16 protein-coding genes are annotated in these 23563 nt (G+C 68.8%); 5 read left to right on the top strand and 11 right to left on the bottom strand.

What is annotated here, in order from left to right; all coding sequences use genetic code 11:
- Nucleotides 1–166 precede the first annotated feature (166 nt).
- The 5 genes from VED21_RS21170 to VED21_RS21150 form a co-directional block, all read right to left on the bottom strand.
- A complete protein-coding gene (locus VED21_RS21170; RefSeq protein ID WP_324885726.1) occupies nt 167–1105 on the bottom strand; it encodes a polysaccharide deacetylase family protein in 939 nt (312 codons plus the stop codon).
- The gene (locus VED21_RS21165; protein WP_324885724.1) at nt 1102–2232 is read right to left on the bottom strand and encodes a glycosyltransferase family 4 protein; all 1131 of its coding nucleotides are present in this window, start codon (nt 2230–2232) and stop codon (nt 1102–1104) included. Before VED21_RS21165 ends, VED21_RS21170 begins: the two co-directional genes overlap by 4 nt.
- 241 nt (nt 2233–2473) lie before the next feature.
- On the bottom strand, nt 2474–3634 hold the full coding sequence (locus tag VED21_RS21160; RefSeq protein WP_324885723.1) for a glycosyltransferase family 4 protein: 1161 nt from the start codon (nt 3632–3634) through the stop codon (nt 2474–2476).
- Between the two features lie 47 nt (nt 3635–3681).
- Nucleotides 3682–4614: a glycosyltransferase family 2 protein gene (locus VED21_RS21155; RefSeq protein WP_324885721.1), complete on the bottom strand. Its 933-nt coding sequence runs from the start codon at nt 4612–4614 to the stop codon at nt 3682–3684.
- 177 nt (nt 4615–4791) lie between these two features.
- The gene (locus tag VED21_RS21150; RefSeq protein ID WP_324885719.1) at nt 4792–6237 is read right to left on the bottom strand and encodes an exopolysaccharide biosynthesis polyprenyl glycosylphosphotransferase; all 1446 of its coding nucleotides are present in this window, start codon (nt 6235–6237) and stop codon (nt 4792–4794) included.
- A gap of 767 nt (nt 6238–7004) precedes the next feature.
- On the opposite strand from VED21_RS21150, the gene VED21_RS21145 reads away from it, so the two are divergent.
- Nucleotides 7005–8486 carry a lipopolysaccharide biosynthesis protein gene (locus VED21_RS21145; RefSeq protein WP_324885717.1) on the top strand — a complete coding sequence of 494 codons (1482 nt, stop codon included), beginning with the start codon at nt 7005–7007 and terminating at the stop codon, nt 8484–8486.
- A gap of 180 nt (nt 8487–8666) precedes the next feature.
- On the opposite strand, the gene VED21_RS21140 is transcribed toward VED21_RS21145, so the two are convergent.
- The 4 genes from VED21_RS21140 to VED21_RS21125 form a co-directional block, all read right to left on the bottom strand.
- Nucleotides 8667–11186: a cellulase family glycosylhydrolase gene (locus VED21_RS21140; protein ID WP_324885715.1), complete on the bottom strand. Its 2520-nt coding sequence runs from the start codon at nt 11184–11186 to the stop codon at nt 8667–8669.
- Nucleotides 11187–11446: 260 nt separating this feature from the next.
- Entirely contained in the window at nt 11447–12637 is a 1191-nt protein-coding gene (locus tag VED21_RS21135; protein WP_324885713.1) for an endo-1,4-beta-xylanase, read from the bottom strand.
- A 64-nt stretch (nt 12638–12701) separates the two neighbouring features.
- Nucleotides 12702–14966 (bottom strand): polysaccharide biosynthesis tyrosine autokinase, encoded by a 2265-nt coding sequence (locus VED21_RS21130; protein ID WP_324885711.1) that lies wholly within the window; start codon nt 14964–14966, stop codon nt 12702–12704.
- A gap of 123 nt (nt 14967–15089) precedes the next feature.
- Nucleotides 15090–15854 (bottom strand): WecB/TagA/CpsF family glycosyltransferase, encoded by a 765-nt coding sequence (locus VED21_RS21125; RefSeq protein ID WP_324885709.1) that lies wholly within the window; start codon nt 15852–15854, stop codon nt 15090–15092.
- Between the two features lie 270 nt (nt 15855–16124).
- On the opposite strand from VED21_RS21125, the gene VED21_RS21120 reads away from it, so the two are divergent.
- The 4 genes from VED21_RS21120 (at nt 16125) to VED21_RS21105 (ending at nt 20355) form a co-directional block, all read left to right on the top strand.
- Entirely contained in the window at nt 16125–16865 is a 741-nt protein-coding gene (locus tag VED21_RS21120; RefSeq protein WP_324885708.1) for a 2OG-Fe(II) oxygenase, read from the top strand.
- A gap of 161 nt (nt 16866–17026) precedes the next feature.
- Nucleotides 17027–19321, top strand: coding sequence for a helicase-related protein (locus VED21_RS21115; protein ID WP_324885706.1), 2295 nt, complete (start codon nt 17027–17029; stop codon nt 19319–19321).
- A 378-nt stretch (nt 19322–19699) separates the two neighbouring features.
- Entirely contained in the window at nt 19700–19999 is a 300-nt protein-coding gene (locus VED21_RS21110; protein WP_324885704.1) for a helix-turn-helix domain-containing protein, read from the top strand.
- 11 nt (nt 20000–20010) lie between these two features.
- The gene (locus VED21_RS21105; protein WP_324885702.1) at nt 20011–20355 is read left to right on the top strand and encodes a hypothetical protein; all 345 of its coding nucleotides are present in this window, start codon (nt 20011–20013) and stop codon (nt 20353–20355) included.
- Nucleotides 20356–20636: 281 nt separating this feature from the next.
- On the opposite strand, the gene VED21_RS21100 is transcribed toward VED21_RS21105, so the two are convergent.
- Nucleotides 20637–20864: a Nif11-like leader peptide family natural product precursor gene (locus VED21_RS21100; protein WP_324885700.1), complete on the bottom strand. Its 228-nt coding sequence runs from the start codon at nt 20862–20864 to the stop codon at nt 20637–20639.
- A 143-nt stretch (nt 20865–21007) separates the two neighbouring features.
- Nucleotides 21008–23242 carry a glycogen debranching protein GlgX gene (glgX, locus tag VED21_RS21095; RefSeq protein ID WP_324885698.1) on the bottom strand — a complete coding sequence of 745 codons (2235 nt, stop codon included), beginning with the start codon at nt 23240–23242 and terminating at the stop codon, nt 21008–21010.
- Nucleotides 23243–23563: the final 321 nt, after the last annotated feature.

Below are 23563 nucleotides of genomic sequence, written 5' to 3'. Positions count from 1 at the left end.
GCATCGCACCCCGCCGCAGTCTCGTGAACACCACTCCAACTTTATTGCACTCGATTGCGGGCGTTGCGAGGGGGCAAAGGATGCTAGGGCTTTGATGGTATCGGTAGACTTTTGGGAAAGGTGGTAACCGCAGTTAATACTTGCCTTATGCTTTGGTGGTGCGACTCTATTGGCGCAAGGGCGCAGCCGGTATGGCCGTGCCCGCCGATGGCGCGGGGTACCCCGCCGACGCCGCGCGCCGCCCGCGCAAGGATTCCTTCAACCCGCGCAGCCACGCCGGCAGGCCGGTCAGCTGCACGGTCAGCCACGACACGGACACGTCGTCGGACACCGGGAAGGCCTTCAGGCGCAGCGGGTCGGCGCGCCCGCCGTTCCAGCCCGGCTCGATGGTGCGGGCGGTGCGGTAGCCGGCGGCGCGCAGCAGTTCCACCTCCCGCTCGCCGTAATCGCCGTTGGGATAGGCGAAATGGCGGCAGGGGCGGCCGGTCGCCTTCTCCAGCTCGATGCGCGACAGGCCGATCTCCTCAGCGGCGCGCAGGTCGTCGCACTGGATCAGGATCGGGTGCGTGCGCGTGTGGGCGCCGTAGTCCACCGTCTCGCCCAGCGCCGCCACCTCGCTCCACGTCATCGCGTGGCGTGCCGCGCCGTCGCGGTCCGGGTCGTCGCCGGCTTCGGCGAGGCGGCGGCGGCGCTCCGTGTCGGGCTGGCGCTTCAGCTCCTCCACGCCGATGCGGTCGGCGGCCGGCGTCTTCCACCAGAAGGGGCGGGCGGTGCCGACGATGCGGCTGCACAGGTAGATGGTCGGGCGCACGCCGAACTCGCGGAACAGCGGCTCCAGCCGGGTGTTGCCGGCGTGCCCGTCGTCGATGGTGATCACCAGCGGGTAGGGCGGCAGGTCGCCCCATCGCCCGCTCTCCATAGCGTCCGCCACGGTGTCGAGCGTGGTGAAGCTGTAGTGCCGGGCGTAGTAGGCGAGGTGCTCCCGCAGCACCGCCGGATCGGGGTCGTGGTAGACGACGATGGTCGCGCGGCGGCGGGCACACAGGAACCGCACGCCCCAACCCAGCCCCGACCAGCGAACCAGGGCGGCAAGTGCTTCCTTCATGGCGCGATCCTCTCGGTAACACTCTTCAGCGGGGCCGCGTGGGCGTGGGCGGCATCGGTCCAGCCGTTGCGGCGGTAGATCTCCAGCAGGCGTTCACGGTAGACGGCGATGTCGAAGCTGCGCATGAAGCGCTCGCGGGCGCCCTCGGACAGCGTGCGGCGCAGTTCGGCGTCGTCGATCACGCGGGTCAGCGCGTTGGCCAGCGCCGCCGTGTCGCCGGGCGGCACGAACAGGCCGGATCGGCCGTCCTCGATGGCGTCGGGCACCGAGCCGACCGGGGTCGCGACGATCGCCAGCCCATGCGCCATGGCCTCCAGCACGGCCATCGGCAGCCCCTCGTACATGGAGGGCTGGACCAGCACGTCGGCTTCGGCCAGCAGGCGCCGGCAGCCGGGCTGGTCGAGCCAGCCGGTGAAGGTCACCCGGTCGGCGAGGCCGAGCGCCGCCGCCTGGGCGCGGTAGGTCTCCAGGTCGCCGTCGCCGGCGATGGTCAGGCGCCACGGCCGGCCCTTGCAGTCCTCGGCGGCCAGCGCGTCCAGCAGCACGTGGATGCCCTTCAGCTTGATCAGCCGGCCGAGGAAGAGGATGTGCACCGGCCCCTCGCCCGTGCGCTCCGGCACCCGGTCGGGGCCGGGGACGGCGTTGTGCAGCACGGTCACGCGCCGCGCGTGCTCGCCGAACGTCTCCATCACGAAGGTGCGCCAGTACTCGCCCAGCACGACGATCTCGCTGGCCAGGCCGATCAGGCGGGTGATCGCCCAGCGCAGCGCCGGGTGCGACTTCTGCACCTGTTCGGGGAAGCGGCCGGCGTGCAGGTGCAGGACGACCGGCACCCGGAAGAGTGCGGCCAGCAGCACCACCGCACCCTTGCGCACGACGCTGCCATATTCGGCCATGTGCACGTGCACCAGCTGCGCCCGGCCCAGCAGGAAGCAGCCGCACAGCTTCAGCATCGCCAGTGCGAAGTGGAACGGCATGCGGCGGAAATTGGCGTCGGGACCATAGGTGTCGACCACCTCGAACCGCACCTCCGGATTGTGGCGGGCGAGGTCGCTGGTGAAGTTGTCGACGATCCTCCCCATGCCGCCCTTCTCGCGCGTGCCGCCGGGGCTGACGATGTAAATCATGTCCACTCCTGGTCCTTTGACCGCTGTCCCCATCGCTGCTTCATGGCCTGCCGGATCGCAAGCAACACCGATGGGCTTTATCGCTTCTTTGAAGTCATTGGCAGCATAACGGCGCAAATAAAGCTCGACAATGCCCCTGGGGTATTAAGCATCAGTGGGGATAATTGTCGCACTTTACTTCATATGGCCGATTCGGGATCTATGGCGTGACAACGGAATAGGCTGAACGGGTGGTGGCGGCCTAGGGCGTTTCGGACGCAGGGGGATGACGGTCGGCCAGGGTGCCCAGCGCCTCCTCCGCCGTCGCCGGGGTCCCGCCGCGGCGTCGGAAGGCGAGGTCGTAGATGGCCGTCAGGCGTGCGCAGTAGCCGTCGATGTGGAATCGCTCGACGAACAGGCGCCGCCCAGCCTCGGCCATGCGGGTGTAGAGGGTGCGGTCGCCGGCCAGCCGGGCGATGGCGCCGCCCAGCGCCCGCGGGTCGTCCGGCGGCACGATCAGCGCCGTGCGGCCGTCCTCCAGCACCTCGGGGATCGAGCCGACCGGCGTGGTGACGACCGGCAGCCGCGCCGCCAGCGCCTCCAGGATCACCATCGGCAGCCCCTCGTGCGTGGAGGGCAGCAGCAGCATGTCGTGCGACCGGATCAGGTCGTGCGCCATTTCCCGCGACACCCAACCGAGAAAGCGGCACTCCGCGCCGATGCCCAGCTCCTCCGCCATCCGGCGGTAGCCGGCCACGTCGCCGCCGCCGCCCAGCGTCAGGCGGAAGTCGACACCCTGCGCCTTCAGCCCGGCGCAGGCGCGCAGCAGGCAGCCGGTGCCCTTGCGCTCCGACAGGTTGGCGAGCGTGAGCAGGCGCAAGGGCTGGCCGGGCTGCGGCGCCTCGCGGCGGACGTCGTTGCCGGCGAAGTCCGGCACGGCGTTGTACAGCACGTCCACCTTGGCCGGGTCGATGCCCATGGTGTGGACGGCGAAGTCGCGCCAGCTGTCGCCCAGCACGATCAGCCGGTCGCAGCGCCGGAACAGCCAGCGCGAGATGGCCTTGGCCAGCGCGTTGTCTTCATAGAAGTCGATGAAGTTGGCGCCGTGCAGGTGCACCACCGTCGGCCGCCCGAAGGCGGTGGCGACGAGCTGCACCGCCGCCTTGCGCAGGAAACTCGTGCGTTCCGACACGTTGATGTGCACCAGCGCGCCGTCCTTGCGCAGCAGGGCACCCAGGCGCACCAGCGCGGCGGCCAGATGAAAGGGGGAGCGGAAGACGCTGCCGCGGCCCCGCGTGTCCAGCACGACGGTGCGCAGGCCGGGGCGGCGGGCGGCGAGGTGGTCGACGATATAGCCCGTCATCCGCCCGATGCCGCCGCCGTCGGCGGCGCCGGGGGTGGCGAAGGCGACCAGTTTCGGCATGCCGTTTCTTCTCTATTGTCTTTGGGAAATCAGGAGTCCTTGGGGAATCAGGCGGGGCTGGAGGCCGAGAACAGCACCTTGCGCACGCTGCGGCGCAGGTTCACCGGCATCAGCGAGTGCATGAGATAGGTGGCCAGCGCCATCGGCGTCGGCCGGCCGTCGCGCCACGCGGTGGACAGGATGCGCCAGCGCACCGCCGCCGGCCGCGCCGCCGCCTCGCCGCCCATCGCCTGCATCAGCAAGCTGGCGTAGGCGCGCGGCGACATCTTCGTGCGCATCGACATGGCCCAGCCGAGGGCCGCGTTGATGTTGTGGCAGGTGGAGAGCGAGACGCGGTTGTTCTCGGTGTAGTGGACGGCCAGCACCTCCGGCACGGTGATCAGCGCGCACCCCTCGATGCGCGAGCAGGTGATCAGCCACTCCCAATCGTCGAACATCGACTTCGGGATGGGGTGGCGCAGCAGTAGCTCGCGCGGGGCCAGCAGCGTGGTGGTGGGGGCGAAGGTCTCGCCCTTGAACAGGCCGCGGCGCACGAACAGGTACTCGTCGATGGCGTCGCCCGGCGTCGCCAGCCGGCGCGGCCACACGTAGGTTCCGCGCGCCGTGGGCACCTGGCAGCGGCAGCTGATGATGGGATAGCGCACGCCGGCCGGCCGCGCCGCCATCTGCACGGCGATCTTCTCGGGCATCCAGTGGTCGTCGTCGTCCAGGAAGGCGACCCACGCCCCCTTGCCGCGGTGCACGCCGATGTTGCGCGCCTCCGCCGCGCCGACGTTGCGCTCCAGCTCCAGCACGATCAGGCGCGGGTCGGCCAGCGCGTTCAGGCGCCCGGCGGTTTCCGGATCGGGGCCGTCGATGACGACGATCACCTCCAGCGCGCGGTAGGTCTGCGCCAGGGCGCTTTCCACCGCGCGGGTCACCAGATCGGGCCGGTGGCGGGTCGGGATGACGACGGTGACGTGGTCTTGCAGGGATGTCATTGGGCAAAGCCTGCGAAAAGGGTGGCGGCCTGTCCCTTATTTGGAGAGGGAGGGCGCGGCCCGCCGGGGTGGGAAGGGGGTGCGTGGGCTGGGCGGTGGAAGTACGGCCAGCGGAAGGGCGGCACCCCCGAAGGGATGCCGCCCGTGGGACTTATGCCGATTGCGGGACCGGCGGGTTCAGGACCCTTCGCCCTTGAAGACGACGAAGGCGGTGCGGAACAGGATGTAGAAGTCGAACAGCAGCCCGCAGTTGCGCACGTAGAAGACGTCCATCGCCACGCGCTCCTGGAAGCTGGTGCGGTGCCGGCCGGACACCTGCCAGTACCCCGTGACGCCCGGCCGCACCGTGCCGATGACCTCGGCCGATTGCCCCACCTCCGGCAGCTCGCGGGGCATGTAGGCGCGTGGCCCGATCAGGCTCATGTCACCCATCAGCACGTTCCACAGCTGCGGCAGCTCATCGAGCGAGGTCTTGCGCAGGAAGCGGCCGAACGGCGTGATGCGCGGGTCGAAGGACAGCTTGTGGTACGTCTCGTACTCCTGCCGCATGACCGGATCGCTTTCCAGCAGGCGCTTCAACTGCGCCTCGGCGTCCACGTGCATGGAGCGGAACTTCAAGAGGTCGAAGGTGCGCGTGCCGCCGGCCCAGCGCTGCTGGCGGAACACCACCGGGCCCGGGCTGTCCAGCCGGATCAGGATGGCGATGGTCAGCATCAGCGGTGCCAGCAGGACCAGCAGCAGGCTGGACAGCACCACGTCCAGCGCGCGGCGGATGCGCAGGTAGGTGGTGTTGGGGCGCAGGCTGACGCGCAGCGACAGCGAACCGTGCAGGTTGTGGAAGTTGGCGTTCAGCGCGCTGACATTGCCTTCGCCCAGCACGCAGTAGACTTGGCGAAAGGGCAGGGACTTCAGCAGCGTCGTCAGGTCGGCGCCGTGCCGGGCCATGTCGGCGATCACCGCGGCCTGCGCGCGCCCGGCGTAGGCGGGGGAGGAGCCGAGCAGGCTGGGCGGGCCGATCACCGGCAGGTCGGCGACGCGGGTCTGCCACAGGCTCTCGTCCTCGTCGACGAAGCACACCGGGCGCATGCCCAGCCACGGCAGGCGCTGCATCTTCTCGGCGATCGCGGCACCCTGCGGACCGGCGCCGACGATGACGACCGGGGTGCGCCACTGCTGGTTCCAGGCGAACAGCCCGTGCACGATCAGCAGGTCGACCGCGAAGGTGATGAGGAAGCCCGGCAGCGCCGTGACCAGCGCGCCCAGGAAGAAGGACCGGAACCCCTCGACGACGGCGAAGGGAACGATGAGCACCGCCGTGCACAGCAGCGCCGCCTGCACGGTGCGGCGGATGCGCTCGCCGTAGTCGAAGCGGCTGAGCGAGTAGATGCCGAACACCGACTTCACCAGCGGCACCAGCATCAGGCCGGTGACCAGCGACTGCTGGATCAGGTCGAAATCGTGGGTAACGCCGGAATTGGCCAGGTAATAGCCGGTCAGCCAGCCCAGCGCCGCCAGGACGGCGCCGTCGACCAGCGCCAGCAGCATGCCGAGGCCCAGCGGCGGCAGCCCGGCCTTCTTCGCAGGAGACAGTTCGAGAACCGCTTCAGGATCGGATTTGCTCATCACAGGTCCCGCATTATGGCAATGAAAACCCACCCGCCGCGTGTTTGCCCGCAGACGGCAGAAGCCAGGACGTCATTCTCGCTGTCTTATCCGGCCGGCCTGCGCGAACACCCGTGAACAGTCGAGTGGAAGCGGAAGTCGACCGTATCGCTTTGTTGCAAACGACTTAGGGGAAGGTGTCAAAACCGGCAACAAATCAATAGTGTCCCGGCAACCGGAGGCGATAATCCGGCAACTTCGAAAGTAAAGCGGAAGAAGCGCAGGCGGGGAGCACAGGTGGGAGCGGCGCTTCGACCGTGACTCTGCGACCGGGGAAGCCACCGCCCGGATGGCGTCGGCACGCGCAAAATCCTCCCGCAAATAGGAGGTAGAGACGCCAAACCGCGCTCCGCCCGGTGAGTCTCGGACGGTGAGGAGCAGGGCGCCGGCACGGAGGGCGTGCTCTGGACGGGGGACCGGCGCTGCCGGAGGGAGGGGGCGGAACGCTTTGGCATGGCGCGACGCTCTCCAACGCGCCGTTGCCGGTTCCGGCACCGCTCCTCACCGTGCGGACGTTCCAGAAACTCCGGCCCGCCGGGCTCCGCCTGCGGCCCTATGACGGAAGAGTGGCGCCTTCGACCAAGGCGACGTTGACCCTCTTCTCCTCTGAACGCGAGAATCCCCTCTGAATTCGCCGCCCGGTTGGCGGCTTTCGGCGCAGGGTGATTATCCCTTCGGGGGTAGCTCCCGCGCCTTTTCTTCAATGGATTGTTTCAAGAGGCGTACGCATGGCTTCCGAAGCGGCTACGGTCTTCCGGCACGGCTGGATTTACCTGGTGGCCAACATCGTCAACCGGGCCGCCGGCCTGCTGCTCCTGCCCCTCTACACCAAGGTGCTGACGCCGACGGAGTTCGGCGTGTACGGCCTGATCGTCGTGCTCTGCGACCTGCTGGCCGTGATGCTGATGATCGGCCTGAACAACGCCTTCACCGTCGTCTACTTCGAACACGCGGAGGAACCGGCGCGGCGGCGCGTCGCCAGCACCTGCGTGCTGGCGCTGGCGGCGGCCATGCTGGTGCTGCTGGCGCTGTGCTGGCCGGCCGGCCTGGGGCTGAGCTGGGCGCTGTTCGGCGACACCGGCGAGGCGCGCGTGGTCGCCATCGCGCTGGGCAGCATCGCGCTGACCACGGTGTTCGAGCTGGCGCTGGCCTATTACCGGGTGAAGAAGCGCTCCGTCCTGTGCCTGGGCATCTCGGTGGCCAAGGCGGTGGCACTGATCGGGCTGAACGCGCTGTTCCTGCTGACGCTGGAATGGCACGTGGAAGGCATCTTCCTGGCCAACGCCGTGGCCTTCGCCGTCCTGGGTCTGACGCTGGGCGCCGCGATCCTGGCGGAGAACGGGGTGGGCTTCTCGGGCGCCATACTGAAACGGGTGGTGACGCTGGGCCTGCCGTACATGCCGCAGTCGCTGCTGGACATCGCCAACAACGTGGTGGCGCGCTGGCTGCTCAACGTCATGCTGACGACGGCGGCGGTCGGCCTCTTCACCTTCGGGCTGCGTCTGGCGCAGATCCTGTTCATGTTCCTCACCGCGTCGTTCCTGCAGATCTGGTCGGTGCGCCGGCTGGAGGCGCAGCACGAGGGCGAGGACCGCGAACAGTCCGACCTCGTCTTCCATCTGTTCCTGACGCTGCTGACGGCGGCGGCGCTGGGCATGGCGCTGACCACGCCGGAGATCCTGTGGCTGATCGCCTCGCCCGACTATTTGCCGGTGCTGCCGTGCATGCCGCTGCTGGTGCTGTCCTTCGTGCTGCATGGCGCCCGCATGCAGCCGGAGGTGGCCTTGATGAAGGCCAAGCGCATGGCGGTGCTGCCGTGGATCTCCGCCGCCAGCTTGGCGGTGGGCACGGCGCTGGCGGTGGGCATGGTGGCGGCCTGGGGCCTGTTCGGCGCCGTGCTCGCCAACCTCGGGCGCGAGCTGTTCCAGATCGTGGTGACGGAGGTGGTGCGCCGCCGCCTGTGCCCCGGCGAGATGCCGCTCGACGCCGCCCGCCTCACCGCCATCGTGGCGCCGGCCGCGCTGGTTTACCTGGCCGGCTGGCAGCTGTTCGCCGACGCCGTGGACCCGGTCGTCACGGCGGCCAAGGTGGGCTTGACGGCGCTGTTCGTGGCGGCGGTGGTGTTCGGCCCCGGCCTGGGCCAGACCGGCCGCGCCACCCTGTTCCGCCTGCTGGCCGGCGCCATGCGGCGGACGCAGTCGGCGTCGTGAGGAACTGAAACGGAAAGGGCCGGCAGCAGGTGCTGCCGGCCCTTCGCGCGTGCCCCCTCCCGGCCTCCGCGTCGCTCGGCCACCCTCCCCCGCTTCGCGGTGGGGGGTATAGCGGCGGCAGTCCCCTCCACCGCCTCAGCGGGGGAGGGTTAGGGAGGGGGCAAGAGTCCGCGAACCCAGTTACTGCACCATGCTGCCCGAGTCGTGATGCTCGGCGTAGTACGCGTCATAGGCCATGTCGAAGGTGGTCGGCGCCGTGGTCGCCGGCAGGGACGCCAGCGCGTCGGTCTGGTGCGCCTGCTCCTGCATGGTCACGTAGTTCACCATGTCCACCGTGTCCGCGGCCGCGGCGGCCGTGGCGCGGTTGTTGATGGTGCCCAGGCCCGTGTCGTCGGCCAGCGTGGCGTTCGACACCGCGGTCAGCTTCAGCGAGAAGGTCTCCGTGCCCTCGGCCACGCTGTCGCCCAGCACCTTGACGGACACCGTCTTGGTGGTCTCGCCCGGGTTGAAGGTCAGCGTGCCGCTGCTGGCCACGTAGTCCGAACCGGCCTTGGCCGTGCCGTCGACGGTGCCGTAGTTCACCTTCACCGTGCTCGTCGAGGCCTGCGACAGCTTCACCGTGAAGGTTGCGTCGGTCTGGCCCGGCGCGGTGGTGGCGGTGCCGCTGAACAGCCCCGGCTTGATGGCGTTGTACTTGTTGTAGTCCACCTGCCAGCTGTTGTTCATGATGCCGCCGGTGTCGCCCGAACCGGGGCTCCAGGCCCAGTAGGTCCAGCTGGCACCCTGGTCGCCGGGCGCCAGATCGATGGTGCCGTTGCCGTCCCAGTCGCCGTTCATGTACTGGACCAGCTTGGGCATCCACGCCTTGTCGATGGTGGTCTCCATCTTCGAGCCGAACTCGCCCACCAGGATCGGCGTGTCGTCGTTCTTCAGGAAGTGGCCCCACATCTGGTCCCACTTCGCCGGCATGTTGTTCGGGAAGTTGGACGCCTTGAACCAGTCCATCATGTGCAGCGACGGGCCGTAGTCGTGCACCGAGTAGACCAGCTTGTTGTCGACGTTGAAGTCGACCTGGCGGTTCTTCTCGCCCAGCAGGTTGCCGCCCCACCAGTACCACTGGTTCTGGTAGGTCTCGATGCCCTCGACGATCAGTAGCCAGTCCTTGTTCACCGACTGGATGGCGTTGCCGATGCGCTCGGCCGCTGCGGCCCAGTCGGTGGCCATGTTGCCATCGCCCCAGGTGGCGGGGTTGTGCGGCTCGTTGTGCAGGTCGGCGCCGATGACCGCGTCCTTGCCGGCGTAACGCTCCGCCAGCATCTTCCAGTTCGCGATCATCTTCGATTCAGGGTACTGCGACGTGTACCACAGGCCGTTCTCGTTGGCCGAGGCGCCGTCGCCCGAGCGGTGGTGGTCGAGGATGATCTTCATGCCGATCTTGCCGGCATGCTCGATGATCTTATCGAACACTTCCAGCGAGGTCTTGCCGACCAGGTCGGGGTTCTTCGAATAGTCGATGCCGGTCGGCTTGCGGCCGGCGTCCAGCATGGCGTCGCTGAACGGCAGGCGGATGACGTTGAAGCCCAGCGCCTGCATCTTGTTCATCTGGTTCTGGTAGCTGTCCATCCACAGCCCCTGCGGCGCGAAGGCATAGCCCTCGGCCCCGAACCAGTTGACGCCCGTCAGCTTGACGTTGTTGCCGGCGCTGTCGACGATCTGGCTGCCTTCGGTGTGCAGGAAGCCCGGCGCGATGCCCTTGGAGGTGACGCTGCCCAGCGGCTCGGTCACCGTGACGTCGGCCACGGTCAGGCTGGGCAGGGCCGGCGTCGGCGGCGGCGTGGTGGTGCCGCCCGTGCCGCCCGAGGTCGAGGTGGGGAAGTAGCTGGCTGGCGCGTTGACGACCATGGTGCCGTTCCACCAGATGCCCGACTGGCCGGCGACCACGTCCTGCCCGTCCAGCGCGCCCTTGTCGATCGTCACCATCGAGCTGGTCGGCGACACGGTGTTGCCGTTGATCTTGATGGAGTTGACGTTCAGGTTGCGGTCGGCGCCGTTGATGACGGCGTCGTTGTCGAACTGGATCTGCACCTTGTGCCCGACGCCCGGCGTCAGGTTGGTGGTGTAGGCATAGTCCTTGGCCGTCGTGGTGGCCGTGCCCTCGCCGATCTGCTTGCCGTCGACCAGCACCTTGAAGTGCGCGTTGACGCCGCCGGCCGCCGTGCCCGACGCGTTGAAGACGATCTGCGAGGCGCTGCTGGTGGTGCCGCCCGTGGTCCCGCCGGTGGTGCCGCCGGTCGTCGGGGCGGGGAAGTAGGTGGACGGCAGGGCGAAGTTCAAGGCACCGCTCCACCACATGCCTTCCTGGCCGGCGATCACGTCCTTGCCGTCCAGCTCGTAGCGGTCGTAGGTGACGCCCGTGGCGGTCGCGGCCATGGTCTTGCCGTTGACCTCGACCGACTTGACGTAGAGGTTGCGGTCCTGGCCGTTGACGGACGCGTCGTTGTCGTACACGACCTGCAGCCGGTGCGCCTGGTCGGCGGCGACGGGCGCGGTGAAGGTGTACTTGGTCGCGGTCGTCGTGTTGACGGTCGCCTGGCCGATCTGGGTGCCGTCGAGAAGCACCTTGAAGTGCGGCCAGACACCTCCGGCGGCTTGGCCCCAGGCGTTCACCGTGAACGTGGTGCCCGTGCTGGTCGTAGCCATTGGATCATTCCCTTGCGGTTTTCCGTATGGCGCAAGGGTGGTCCGAGATGGTTAATGAAATATCTAGAATTTTAACCGAATACCCACCAAATCCCCGGAAAGTCGTGACAAGGATGTGACCCGCCGTCATCCTCTTTCCTGTGCCATTCCGGGCACAGTGAGGGCATCCGGACACACCTCTCGTCTTGGCGGGGCGGCCCGGATGTTACACCCCCCGTGGGAGCTGTATCATCCGGTATCATCCCGTTACATTCGCCGGGCTAAACGCCGCGCGGCTTGCCGGACAGCGCCCTGACCGCCGCTTCGTACAGCGGCACGGGCTGGCCGGCGGGGTCGTAGGGGGTGGGGCGGGCGTCCAGGTCGGGGCGCAGCCGGCTGATGAAGTTCAGGTCGCTGCGCAGCCCCCACCACGTCACCTCGGCCAGGGTCGACAGCCGCGCCACGTCACGCAGATACTCTTCCACCATCCCCGCCAGATAGGCGTCCTTGTCGGTCCGCGACCAGGAGGCCGGCAGCAGCCGCTCGTCCGCGTCCAGCTCGGTGACGTGGACGGGCAGGCCCAGGCGGTCCACCGCCTTCAGGAAGGCGCGCATGCCCTCGCGGTCGTACGGCTTGCCGGCGATCAGGTGGCTTTGCAGGCCGATGCCGTCGATGGGCACGCCGCGCTTCACGGCACCGGTCAGCCAGCGCAGGAAATAGTCGCGCTTGCGGCGCTGCCAGCCCTCCGCCAGCTCGATGCCGAACTCGTTGATGACCAGCTTGGCGCTGGGGAAGGCCTTGCGCGCGTGGTGGAAGAAGGGGTCCAGCCACTCCGGCCCCTCGGCGCCGCCGGCGGTGGCCCACCAGATGCCCTTGCGGAAGCCGTGGCGGTCCTGCTGGCCGGGGTGCGACAACTCGGTCTCCCAGTAGAAGACTTCGTTGGCCACGTCGACGCGGTAGAAGGCGTCGCCGTAGCGCGCCCGCACCGCCGCCACGTGGTCGGTGAAGCGCCGCCAGTGGTTCTGCGGCGCCAGCGTGCCGTCCGGCGCAAAGTAGGCGGGGTCGGACATCCCCAGCTCCGCCATGCGCCCGGTGGGCAGGCGCATGTAGGACGGCATGGATTCCTGCTGCCACAGGATGGTGTGCCACACCGGCTGCGCGCCGATGCGCCGGGCCTCCGCCAGCGAGGCGTCGAAGCGCTCCCACTCGAAATGCCCGTCGGCCGGCTGCAGCAGGCCCCACTTGCCGCCGTTCTCCGCCACCAGCACGTCGCACTCCCGCTCGATCAGCCGGTCGAGCAGCGCGTCACCATTGCCCGGCCCGTGGTCGCGCGCCGTGCCGTGCCGGATGCCGCGCGCACGGCACACCTCAAGCAGCGTCTGGCGGGTGGCTCCTCCGGCAAGGGCGGGGGCGGCGGCGAGGCACGCGGTGCCGGCCATGGTGGCCAGCAGGGTGCGGCGGGAAAGAATCATGGGAATCCTCGGCAGAAGAAAACCCTCCCCCACGCGGGTGGGGGAGGGCCGGGCAAGGGGGCGCTCAGCGCGCCGTGCGCAGGCGGGTCGGCTCGCCGTAGTACTTCCGGGTCGCCATGTAGTTGCGGTACGGCCCTTCGTAGCCGCGGGACGCCGCCTTCTTCAGGTTCACGTCGGTCAGCGCGCAGACGAACTTGGCCGGGTCGATCGGGCCGATGTCGGCCACGCCGTTCAGGTCGCCCTGCGTGGTGTGGCCCCAGCGTGCCACGAACAGCACCTTGCTGGCCGCCGCGCACACCACCCGCGCGTCCGACACCGCCAGCACCGGCGCCGTGTCGAAGATCACCAGGTCGTAGCGCGGGCTGAGCGCCGCCATCAGGTCGATCAGGCAGTCGACGTTGAAGCGGTCGAGCGTGGAGGAGATCAGCTTGCCCGCCGGGATGACGGCGAAGGGCACCTCGCTCGATTCATGCACGATCTCGTCCAGGGAGACGTTGCCGGCGATCCAGTCGGACAAGCCGACCTTGCCGGACATGCCGAACAGGTCGTCGATGCGCGAGCGGCGGAAGTCGGTGTCCACCACCACCACGCGGCGCCCGGCCTGCGCCGCCACCTGCGCGGTGGCCAGCGTCAGCGAGGTCTTGCCGTCGCGCGGCCGGGCCGAAGTCACGGCGATGGAGCCGATCGGGCCGACGTCGGACAGGTGGTTGCGGAACAGCGCGCGCATCGCCTCGCTGAACAGGGAGAAGGGCTGCGTCTGGAAGATCTCGTAGAGGCGCGCGGCGCGCCGGCTGCGCACGTTGTGGTGCGGCACCACGTGGATGTTGGTGATGCCCAGCGTGCGGCGGATGGCCTCCGGCGAGCGCACGCGGCGCTGCATCAGTTCCAGCGCGAAGACGGCAGCGATGGCCAGCATCAGCGAGGCGGCGAAGCCGGCCAGCGTCAACAGCACGCGGAACGGCCCGGACGGCTGCGTCGGCACCTGCGCCGGCGAGACCAGCTTGACGCCCGTCGGGAAGGCACGGTTGTCCTGCTGGGCCTGCACCTCTTCCAGGCGCTTCAGCAGGCTTTCCAGCAGCTGGTGCTTGGCGGTCGCCTCGGCCTCCAACTGGCGCAGCTTGACGCCGTCGTCGCTGGCCGCCGTGGTGTAGCGGGACTCCAGCCCGGCCACCATGTCCTTCAGCGCCTTCTCCTGCTCGATGGCGACGCTGGCGGCCTCGCGCACGCCGTTGATCTCGCGCCGGATCTCGTTCTGCAAGGCGCCGTTGGCCTCGCCCAGGCGCGCCTGCAGCTCGACCAGCCGCGGGTGCTTCGGCCCGTACTGCTTGGAGATCTGGCCCATCTCGGTCTGCAGCGTCGCGGCGGCGGCGCGCAGCTGCGCCACCACGGGCGAGGCGATGGAGCCGCCGATGGCGTTCCAGTTGCCCGTGCGCTCATAGCGCTCCAGCGCCTCGGCCTGCGCCACCGTGCGGGCGCGCAGGGCCGCCGCCTCGGCGAGGCGCAGACGGGTCTGCTCCAGTTCCTGGATGGCCATCGGGCCGCCGGCCTGGCCGCGCATCAGGCCGGACTTGAAGCGCGCCTGCTCCACGTCGTGGTCGGCCTGCCGCACCTCCTGCTGGAGCTGGCCGATGCGCTGCTCCAGCCACGACAGCGCGCCGGTGGCCAGCGCCCGGTCCATCTCCTGGCGGGTCTGCATGTAGCGGGCGACGATCTGCTCCACCACCTTGGCGGCCAGCGTCGGGTCCTTGGCGGTGAACTCCACGCGGATGACGCGCGAGCGGCCGACGATGCCGACGTCCAGCTTGCTGCGCAGGCGGGCGAAGATCTGGTCCTGGCCGCCCTCGGTCTTGGTCCCGCGCTGATCGATCCCCTCGACGTAGCGCCCGACCGCGCCCAGCGTGTCGGTGACCAGCGCCGGCGGCGCCTCGCCCCACACGCGGCCGGTCAGGCCCCAGGCGTATTCCAGCGCCTGGGCGCCCAGCGAGGCGTCCTTCTTCTCCGGCGGCGGCGGGTTGAAGTCGGGGTTCTCGGCCAGCTTCAGCTCATGGATGACCTGCCCCAGCACCTGGTTGGACTTCAGGATCTCGATCTCGCTCAGCAGCGCCTCGTCCGACGCCGGGATGGCGCCCAGCACCTGATCCGCCTCCTGCACGATGCGGACCTGCCGGTTGTCCACCAGCAGCAGCGCGTTGGAGGTGTACTTGTCCTGCATCAGCGAGACGCCGACCGCCGACAGGCCGGTCACCACCGTCACCATGGACAGAATCAGCCACTTGCGGCCCAGCAGCACGCGGCCGACCAGCCGCAGGTCGGGTCCGGCCGCCGGCATCGCCGGCTCGCCTTCGCCCGGAAAGGGAGGGCGCTGGTACGGGTACGGCGCGGCGGCTGGAACCGTGGGCCAGTTCGCCGTAGGCAGCCCGCCGCGGGGGACCTGGGGAAGCTGTTCCAATGCTCAAACTCCTTGTGCTTGGGCGCCGGACGAACGGCTGACGGCGCGGCGGAGACTCAAGACGATGCGGGCGAAGCTCACCCCGCCGACGAAATAGCGGCGGAACAGACGGCGCGGCTCCTGGGCCACCCGGTACAGCCATTCGAGGCCGAGGCGCTGGATCACGGGGGGGGCGCGCTCGAACCGCTTGGCCATGAAGTCGATGATGGCGCCGCCGTTGATGATCAGGGCCGGGTATTCCAGCGCGGCGCCCAGCGCCACCGCAACCTGCTCCTGCCGTGGCATGCCCATGGCCAGCAGGATGACGTCGGGGCGGTGCTGCCGGGCGTGCTCGACATAGCGCTCGACCGGATGGAAGCCGTGCTGGACGTCGATGATCTCGTGCGGCGTGGTCGATTCCAGGTGCGTCCGGGCACGCTCCAGCCATGGATGCTGGGTCCCGTAGAGCGCGAGGCGCCGCTTCGGCAGCGCGCGCAACAGCAGCGGAATGAAGTCCGTGCCGTTCATGTTCAGCCCCGGCTCGAACCCCAGGACATCGAACGCCTTCTTCAGGCCGACGCCGTCGCGCAACAGCACGTCGGACGCGCGGAACCACGCCAGCACGTCGCTGGAATTCCAGCAGAGGTTCACCGCGTGGGCGTTAATGAACGACAGAATGGTCGGCTTTGCCGGCTCTGCCAAAGTGGTAATCAAGTCATTGCGTTCGTCGTCGGAAGAAATACACCGGATCCGCTCCATCAAATCCACTATGTCGCGCGGGCTCGGCATACACGTCTCCTGAGCAGAGCGGCGGCTCTGCTGCGTAAGGGTCGCTGTGTGCCTGATAATGGCGGGCGGGGGGGCGGAGCGTCAGACGATCTTCGACGCTACCCCCATCGATCGGGATGCGTGCGCGAGTTTACCCCTGTCGATCGAAGGCGTGCCGAGGCCCGTCGCCGCTTGTACCGGATGAGATGGTCGGCCATACAGAGGGTGATGGAGGATGGGTGGTGGACGTTTCGGCAAGCCGCCATGACTTGAACTGGGGAGCGCCGGCCGGTGAGCGAACTGGATTCCTGGATCAACCCCCGGCATCTTGATCCCGAGGCGGTCGAGCGTCTGGCGACTGCGTACGCAAGTGACCCCTTGCGTACGGTCTGGCTCGACGATTTCCTCCTGCCGCACCATTTCTCCCGCTTTCGGCGCCTGTTTTCCGAGGAGGGCGAGTTCGCCGACACCTACGGGCTGCGCGGCGAGGACAAACGGGCGACGCACCGTGCCAGCGCCGAGGAATGGAACGGCGCGGAGGCCAGCCGGCGGTTCCACCACGAGCAGCGATATGTGCAGTCGAAGCCGGAGCATCGGCTGGGCGCCGGGACGCTGACCTACGTCCGGTTCTGCATGTTCCAGAGATCGGCCGCCTATCGCGACTATCTCCGCCGGCTGACCGGCGTCGCGTTGGGCGAGGAGCCGCGGAATCTGTTGCGGATCACGCGGTGTGGCCACCACCTCGACCGCCACAATGATGCCGGCCCAAGGCGTGCCTTGTGCAGCATCCTGTACTTCAGCGAAGGGTGGGACCCGAAGTTCGGCGGCCGGCTGCGGCAGTACCGAGGGAGCGAGCCGTACCGGGCGCTTGATCCGCTGGCCAACCGATTCGTCCTGTTCTGTCCGATCCGGGAGGAGGTGCACGACGTCGAGCCGTTGAGCGACCATGCGGTCGGATGGGACCGCTACGCCATGACCACGTGGTATCCGCCGGACGCCGGCCTGAAGCCGGAGAGCGGGTGCGCCGACTGAACCCGGCGCCGCCCCACGGGCCGGAATAAGCTTGCCCGCCCGCGCCACGCCGCCCATATAGGATTGCTCCCCGGCGTTTGCCGTGCCGCCGCGCGTCGCGATGCAGGAACGGATGCTGGAACGCCGCATGGGGACCGGGCGCAGACCCGGAGAGGACGAGGATGGATCCGGAAGACACCCCCAACACCCCCGACGCGATGCCCGGTGACGGTTACGAGGCCGACCGGCGCGACGCCCTGCGCATGATCGGCGCCGCCGTGCGCGGCGACGGCATCGAGGTGGACGCCGACTCCATCCCGGCGCGCTGGTCGGTGACCGTGGTGCAGGACGTGATCGCGCCGGGCACCGACCGCAAGGTGCGCCTGCGTTACCGCGTGCCGGTGGGGCCGCTGCCCGACGTCGAGGCGGAGGTGTGGACCCTCATCGCCCAGCCCGACGGCTTCAACAAGCCCGACGCCAAGGTGCTGGGCAAGCGGGTGAAGACCGCCTGCCTGACCTCCAACGCGCTGGAGAAGGCGAGCGGGCGCGTCGACGCGTGGCTCGCCTCCATGGCCGAGCGCGCGAGCGGCCTGGGCGAGGCGTGGCGGCCCAAGCCCTTCGCCGACGACATGGCCCGCGCCGCCGGCTTCGGCGGGCGCATCCCGCGCCTGCAGGCCCTGCTCGACGCGCTGGAGGAGGCGTTCAACGCGGCCGCCGCGCGCGCCGGCCTGAAGGTGCGCCGCCAGCAGCTGGAAAGCGCCTCCGGCCTCGGCGTCTACCTGGACAGCTTCGCCGCGGCACGCGCCATGGTGCGCAAGCTGCGGCTGTTCGTCGGCCCGACCAACTCCGGCAAGACGCACGCCGCCATGGACCGGCTGGCGGCGGCGGAAAGCGGCTGCTATCTCGCCCCGTTGCGCCTGCTGGCGCTGGAGGGGCAGGAGGCGCTGGAGAATCGCGGCAAGCCGTGCAGCCTGATCACCGGCGAGGAGCGTGACGTGCGCCCCGGCGCCGGCTTCGTCTCCTCCACCATTGAGATGGTCAACACCAGCCGCGTCTGGGGTGCCTGCGTCATCGACGAGATCCAGATGATCGGCGATCCCGACCGTGGCTGGGCCTGGACCCAGGCGGTGGCCGGCGTCGCGGCGCCGGAAATCCTGATGACCGGCTCGGCCGACGCCATCCCCTACATCCAGCGCCTCGCCGAGGCGATGGGGGAGGAGCTGGAGGTCGTCGAGTTCACCCGCAAGTCGCCCCTACGGGTTCAGGAGGAGCGGGTGCCGCTGGCCGAGGTGCGCCCGGCCGACGCCATCGTCGCCTTCTCGCGCAAGGACGTCATGGGCCTGCGGCGCGAGCTGCTGGCGCGCGGCCACACGGTGGCGGTGATCTACGGCGCCCTGTCGCCCGAGGTGCGCCGGGCCGAGGCGCGCCGCTTCCGCGAGGGGCAGGCGGACGTTCTGGTCGCCACCGACGCCATCGGCATGGGCCTGAACCTGCCCATCGCGCGCGTGGTCCTGTCCACCACCCGCAAGTACGACGGCCGCGAGGAGCGCGAGCTGAACCCGTCGGAGATCCGCCAAATCGGTGGCCGCGCCGGCCGCTTCGGCATGCACGAGGAAGGGCGGGTCGCCGTGCTGGACGGCGAATCGATCAACCCGGTGCGCCGGGCGCTGACCTCCCCGCCGGTGCCGCCGGCCGACCCGCGCCCCTGGATCTCGCCCAACCTGACGCACGTCGAGGCGATCGCCGAGGCGCTGGACACCGACAGCCTCGTCAAGGTGCTACGCACGGCGGGGCAGGAGCTGCTGCGCGCCCACCAGACCTTCCGCATGACCGACCTGGAAGGGCGGATCCAGGCGGCGGCCGCGGTGGACCGCGCCCGCTTGGCCCTGGCCGTGCGCGACATGCTGGCCCGCTGCCCGGTGGACGTGCGCGACAACAACCAGCTGCGCCTGCTCGCCACCTGGGCCGTCAACCAGGGCAAGGGCAAGCCCAACACGGCGCCGGAGGCGGCCGAGCGCTTCCACCACCGGGTCGGCACCGACGTGGAACTGGAGGCGGCGGAGCGCGCGGTGAAGGACCTGACCGCCTACGCGTGGCTGGCCTACCGCTTCCCGGACGCCTATCCGGAGATGGACCTGTGCCTGGAGCGCCGGGCCATGCTGAACGCCTTCATCGAGCGCACGCTGGCGGAGCGCAGCTTGGCCCGCGCCTGCCCGGTGTGCGGCACGCGGCTGAAGGCGAATCACCGCTTCCGGGTGTGCGACTCGTGCTACGGCCAGCGCGTCAGCGAGCGTCCGGACCGGCGCGGCGGCCATGGGAAGCCGGCGCACGGGCATCCGCACTTCCATCATGCGCAACACCAGCCCGGGTCCCAGGCCGGCCCGCCCGGTCAGCCGGCGGAACGCCCCCAGGGGCCGCGCCGCCCGGGGCGCGGACGGAGCGGGCCGCCGCGCGGCGGCCGGCGCGTGGAATCCTGATCCCCGGCCCGTAGGCAAAATCGTAGGCACAATCCGGAAAACGGCACGGCGCGCCCTTGTGGCGCGCCGTTTTCGTTCGTGCACGCAGGCCGCGCAAGGCGCCGCTGCAGCATATTCCCGCAATTGAATAGGGGTTTATGTCAGCCCCGAAACAGTCGCGACACACACCGAAAACATTCGTCTCATACAGTTGCCGCACGGAGCAATCCAAAGGTCGCAGGACCAACGCTTTCAGAGGGGCAGGCGATGCTTTCGTACCGGTTCCATGCGCTCGGCCAGCACGTCGCCGCACAGGGGGTGCTCGGCGGGACGCGTCCCCACGCCCCCGGCAGGGTACCCGCATAAGTCGTCCCGATTGTCGCATCCGAGAATTCAAACTTGCGTATCGAGGCTGCCATGTACCATCATGATGACCATCTCTCCAGGGCCGTTTCGACCGACCGTGACATCACCCTGGAGGCCCTGCGTGTGTTCACTTACTTGAGCCGGCGGCTTCATTACGACCGCCCCATTCCGGTGCTGCAGTCTGAACTGGCCGATGCGCTGGGCATGCAACGCCCGAACGTCAACCGCGCCATCAAGCTGTTGGAGACCAAGCAGATCCTTCTGCGCGAATCCAAGCTGGGGCGGGCGATCACGTTCCGTCTGAACCCGGAACTGGGGAGCCGCGCGGCCTGACCGGCCATGGAATGATCTTCGAAACGCGACAGCTCGTCTTCACCAATTCGGCGATCAAGAAAGCCTTTGATTGGTACGCCACGGTACCGAATCAATCCGACCTGCCGCACGGGCTCATCACCTCGGTGATGCCGAAGCCCGGCGGCGGGGCCACGGTGTTCGTGCAGCAGAGTGGCGCGTCGAAGATCCGCGAGGTGCCCTTCGCGGCGAGCAAGACCCTGGCCGTGCTGCTCTACTTCTGCCGCAAGCAGCGGATCCCGATTCCGCGCGACGCCGAGAAGGACATCGCCGCCGACGGCGATACCCTCGTCCTGACCATTTCCGGAAAGACGCGGACCGTTCCACCGCAGGTGTGAGCGGGGCCGTCACATTGCGGCCGTTGGGTTTCCGCTGGCGCTAGAAAGAAACAAGGGGCAGGCAGTTCCGAAGACGGTGCCCTTCTCCCCTTGAGGGAGAAGGGTTGGGATGAGGGGTCGTTACCGGCGGCAGCCGGGACAATGAGTCATGTTATCCGGCCATCCGGCCGTATTCACCCTTACCCCAACCGCGACGCCCTTCGGCGTCGCCCCCTCAAGGGAGAGGGGCTTTCGAACGGTTTCATCCCGCTGCGGGTCGACGCGCCAGCGCCGGTGAGAACTCAACCCAACATCCGCGCGTGTCGCACCGGTTTCCCGTGCGTCTGCCGCGCTGCGTCAAGCGGTACGTCCGCCGCGCCGAATCGGAAGCCGTGCCCAACCGCAAAGGCCACCAGATCGTTCACCGTGCGCACGCCGCGCGACGCCCGGCGCAGGTGGGCGCGCAGGTCGGGGTCGCCCTGGGCGGCGATCAGGAAACGCAGGTACTCGGCTTGGCCGTTCATGGTCATGGGCCGACTCCGGTCAGGCGATCAACACGGCCAAGGATAGCAAGTGGTCAGACCAGGAAGATTTCATTTCCGAAAAATTTTAGACAAATGCGACTGCGGCATGGTGTCGCGCCTTTCCCAAGGGGCGACACCATGCGCGGGCGCTACTTCACCGTCTCCTCCGCCTTCGCCCCGGCCGTCTGGGCGGAGTCGCGCAGGGCTCGCGCGGCGGAGCGCAGGCCGGTGTCGGCGCGGCGGTCGGGCATCAGCTCGAACAGCATCAGCGAGCGGCCGACCACCGGGATGTCGTCGCCGCTGCGCGCCGTCGTCACGTCGACCCGGTCGCCGTCGCCGGTGTCGAGCAGCTTGATCCACTGGCTGCCGCCCGTCACCTCGGGCAGGGTGAACGGCACCACGTCGTGGTGGCTGTTGATGATCAGCAGCAGCGTGGCGTCGGACGCCGGTTTCCTGATGCCGGTCGCCTGGGCGCGCCCGTCCATCAGCATGCCCAGGCATCGGGCCATCGGGTCCTGCCACTGCTCGGTGGCCTTCTCCACGCCGGCGGGCGTCAGCCAGGTGACGTCCTTCACCTCGAGTTCCGGGTTGAACTCGCCGGTCAGGAATCGGCCACGCCGCAGCATCGGGTGGCTCTGCCGGAGCGCGATCAGTCGGCGGACGAACTCGGTCAGCGCCGCGCCGTCCTCGTCGATGCCGTCCCAGTCGATCCAGGAAATCTCGTTGTCCTGGCAGTAGGCGTTGTTGTTGCCGCCCTGGCTGCGGGCGAACTCGTCGCCGGCCAGCAGCATCGGCGTGCCTTGCGAGAGCAGCAGCGTCGCCAGCATGTTGCGCATCTGGCGGAAGCGCAGGTCCCGGACCTCCGGGTCGTCGGTCGGCCCCTCGGCGCCGTGGTTCCAGGACAGGTTGTGCGAGTGGCCGTCGCGGTTGTCCTCGCCGTTCGCCTCGTTGTGCTTGTCGTTGTAGGAGACGAGGTCGTTCAGCGTGAAGCCGTCGTGCGCCGTGATGAAGTTCACCGACGCCCACGGCTTGCGCCCGCGCCGGGCGAACAGGTCGCTGGATGCGGTGAGGCGCGTCGCCAGTTCCGGCAGCTTGCCCTCGTCGCCCTTCCAGTAGGCGCGCACGGTGTCGCGGTAGCGGTCGTTCCACTCCGCCCAGCCCGGCGGGAAGCCGCCCACCTGATAGCCGCCGGGGCCGCAGTCCCACGGCTCAGCGATCAGCTTGGCGCGCGACAGCACCGGATCCTGACGGCAGGAGTCGAGGAAGCCGCCGCCCTGGTCGAAGCCGTGCGGCTCGCGCCCGAGGATGGTGGCGAGGTCGAAGCGGAACCCGTCCACGTGCATTTCGCTGACCCAGTAGCGGAGCGAGTCGGTCACCATCTGCAGCACGCGCGAATGGCTGAGGTTCAGCGTGTTCCCGGTGCCGGTGTCGTTGATGTAGTAGCGCGGGTCGGGGGCGAGCCGGTAATAGCTGGCGTTGTCGATCCCCTTGAACGAGAGGGTCGGGCCCATCTCGTTGCCCTCGGCGGTGTGGTTGTAGACCACGTCGAGGATGACTTCGATCCCGGCCTCGTGGAAGCGGGCGACCATCTCCTTGAACTCGTAGATGGCGCCGGTGGCGAGGTAGCGCGGGTCGGGCGCGAAGAAGCCGATGGAGTTGTAGCCCCAGTAGTTGCGCAGCCCCTTCGACAGCAGCAGGCGGTCGTCGACGAAGGCGTGCACCGGCAGCAGTTCCACCGCCGTGACGCCCAGCGAGCGGATGTAGTCCACCACCTCCTGCTGCGCCAGACCGGCGAAGGTGCCGCGGTTCTGCGGCGGCACGGCGGGATGGCGCATGGTGTAGCCGCGCACGTGCGTCTCGTAGACGATCGTCCGCTCCCACGGGATGGCCAGCGGGCGGTCGCGGCCCCAGGTGAAGGCCGGGTCGACGACCACGCACTTCGGCATGCCGGGTGCCGAGTCGCGCCGGTCGAAGGACAGATCGCTGCGCGAGGAGCCGATGCGGTAGCCGAAATGCGCGTCCGACCAGCGCAGGGGCCCGATCAGGTGCTTGGCGTAGGGGTCCAGCAGCAGCTTGTTGGGGTTGAAGCGGTGGCCGGCGCGCGGCTCGTAGGGCCCGTGCACGCGGTAGCCGTAGACGGTGCCCGGCCGCGCGTCGGGCAGGTAGCCGTGCCAGACCTCGTCCGTGTACTCCGGCAGTTCGATCCGTTCCAACTCGCGCCGTCCTTCACGGTCGAACAGGCACAGCTCGACCTTCGTCGCGTTGGCGGAAAACAGGGCGAAGTTGACGCCCAGCCCGTCCCAGGTGGCACCGAGCGGGTAGGGCGACCCCTCACGGATGCGGGCTTGGCGCAGGGCTTGCGGGGTGGCGGGAACTCTCTTCACGGGCGGCCTCGGGCGGGAAAGCGAGCGTGTCTCGCGGGCGATGGGAGAACACGCGAGCCATCATGTTGATCCTGCGGCCGTCACCCGGCACCGGATACCTCCTCGAAAGGGTGGGCTGCCTTTATGAGAATCGTCATAGTCGTCAAGACAGGTCGCAGCCCAAGCATGGCCGTGCTATGATCGTCATCGTGAATAAATGATAAATATTGTTGGGGAAGCTGGCGAAGTTGCCCAAGGTCTCGGCTGAACAGTCGGGATCGGATGCTGTTCCCTGACGAACTCTGGCGGCAGGTGGACATGGCCAAAGCTCTCTTCATAACC

The organism is Azospirillum sp. (assembly GCF_035627195.1).
Classification (GTDB): Bacteria; Pseudomonadota; Alphaproteobacteria; order Azospirillales; family Azospirillaceae; genus Azospirillum.
Note: the sequence above shows the minus strand (reverse complement) of the source record. Positions and strands in the feature narration are given on the sequence as shown.

Excerpts from the sequence above, each read along its gene's own strand:
- VED21_RS21165 (WP_324885724.1), bottom strand. The coding sequence starts at position 2,232 with ATGATTTACATCGTCAGCCCCGGCGGCACGCGCGAGAAGGGCGGCATG.
- VED21_RS21150 (WP_324885719.1), bottom strand. The coding sequence starts at position 6,237 with ATGAGCAAATCCGATCCTGAAGCGGTTCTCGAACTGTCTCCTGCGAAG.
- VED21_RS21130 (WP_324885711.1), bottom strand. The coding sequence starts at position 14,966 with ATGCCGGCGGCCGGACCCGACCTGCGGCTGGTCGGCCGCGTGCTGCTG.
- VED21_RS21115 (WP_324885706.1), top strand. The coding sequence starts at position 17,027 with ATGGATCCGGAAGACACCCCCAACACCCCCGACGCGATGCCCGGTGAC.
- VED21_RS21145 (WP_324885717.1), top strand. The coding sequence starts at position 7,005 with ATGGCTTCCGAAGCGGCTACGGTCTTCCGGCACGGCTGGATTTACCTG.
- VED21_RS21170 (WP_324885726.1), bottom strand. The coding sequence starts at position 1,105 with ATGAAGGAAGCACTTGCCGCCCTGGTTCGCTGGTCGGGGCTGGGTTGG.
- VED21_RS21155 (WP_324885721.1), bottom strand. The coding sequence starts at position 4,614 with ATGACATCCCTGCAAGACCACGTCACCGTCGTCATCCCGACCCGCCAC.
- VED21_RS21105 (WP_324885702.1), top strand. The coding sequence starts at position 20,011 with ATGATCTTCGAAACGCGACAGCTCGTCTTCACCAATTCGGCGATCAAG.
- VED21_RS21125 (WP_324885709.1), bottom strand. The coding sequence starts at position 15,854 with ATGCCGAGCCCGCGCGACATAGTGGATTTGATGGAGCGGATCCGGTGT.
- VED21_RS21140 (WP_324885715.1), bottom strand. The coding sequence starts at position 11,186 with ATGGCTACGACCAGCACGGGCACCACGTTCACGGTGAACGCCTGGGGC.
- VED21_RS21135 (WP_324885713.1), bottom strand. The coding sequence starts at position 12,637 with ATGATTCTTTCCCGCCGCACCCTGCTGGCCACCATGGCCGGCACCGCG.
- VED21_RS21100 (WP_324885700.1), bottom strand. The coding sequence starts at position 20,864 with ATGACCATGAACGGCCAAGCCGAGTACCTGCGTTTCCTGATCGCCGCC.
- VED21_RS21160 (WP_324885723.1), bottom strand. The coding sequence starts at position 3,634 with ATGCCGAAACTGGTCGCCTTCGCCACCCCCGGCGCCGCCGACGGCGGC.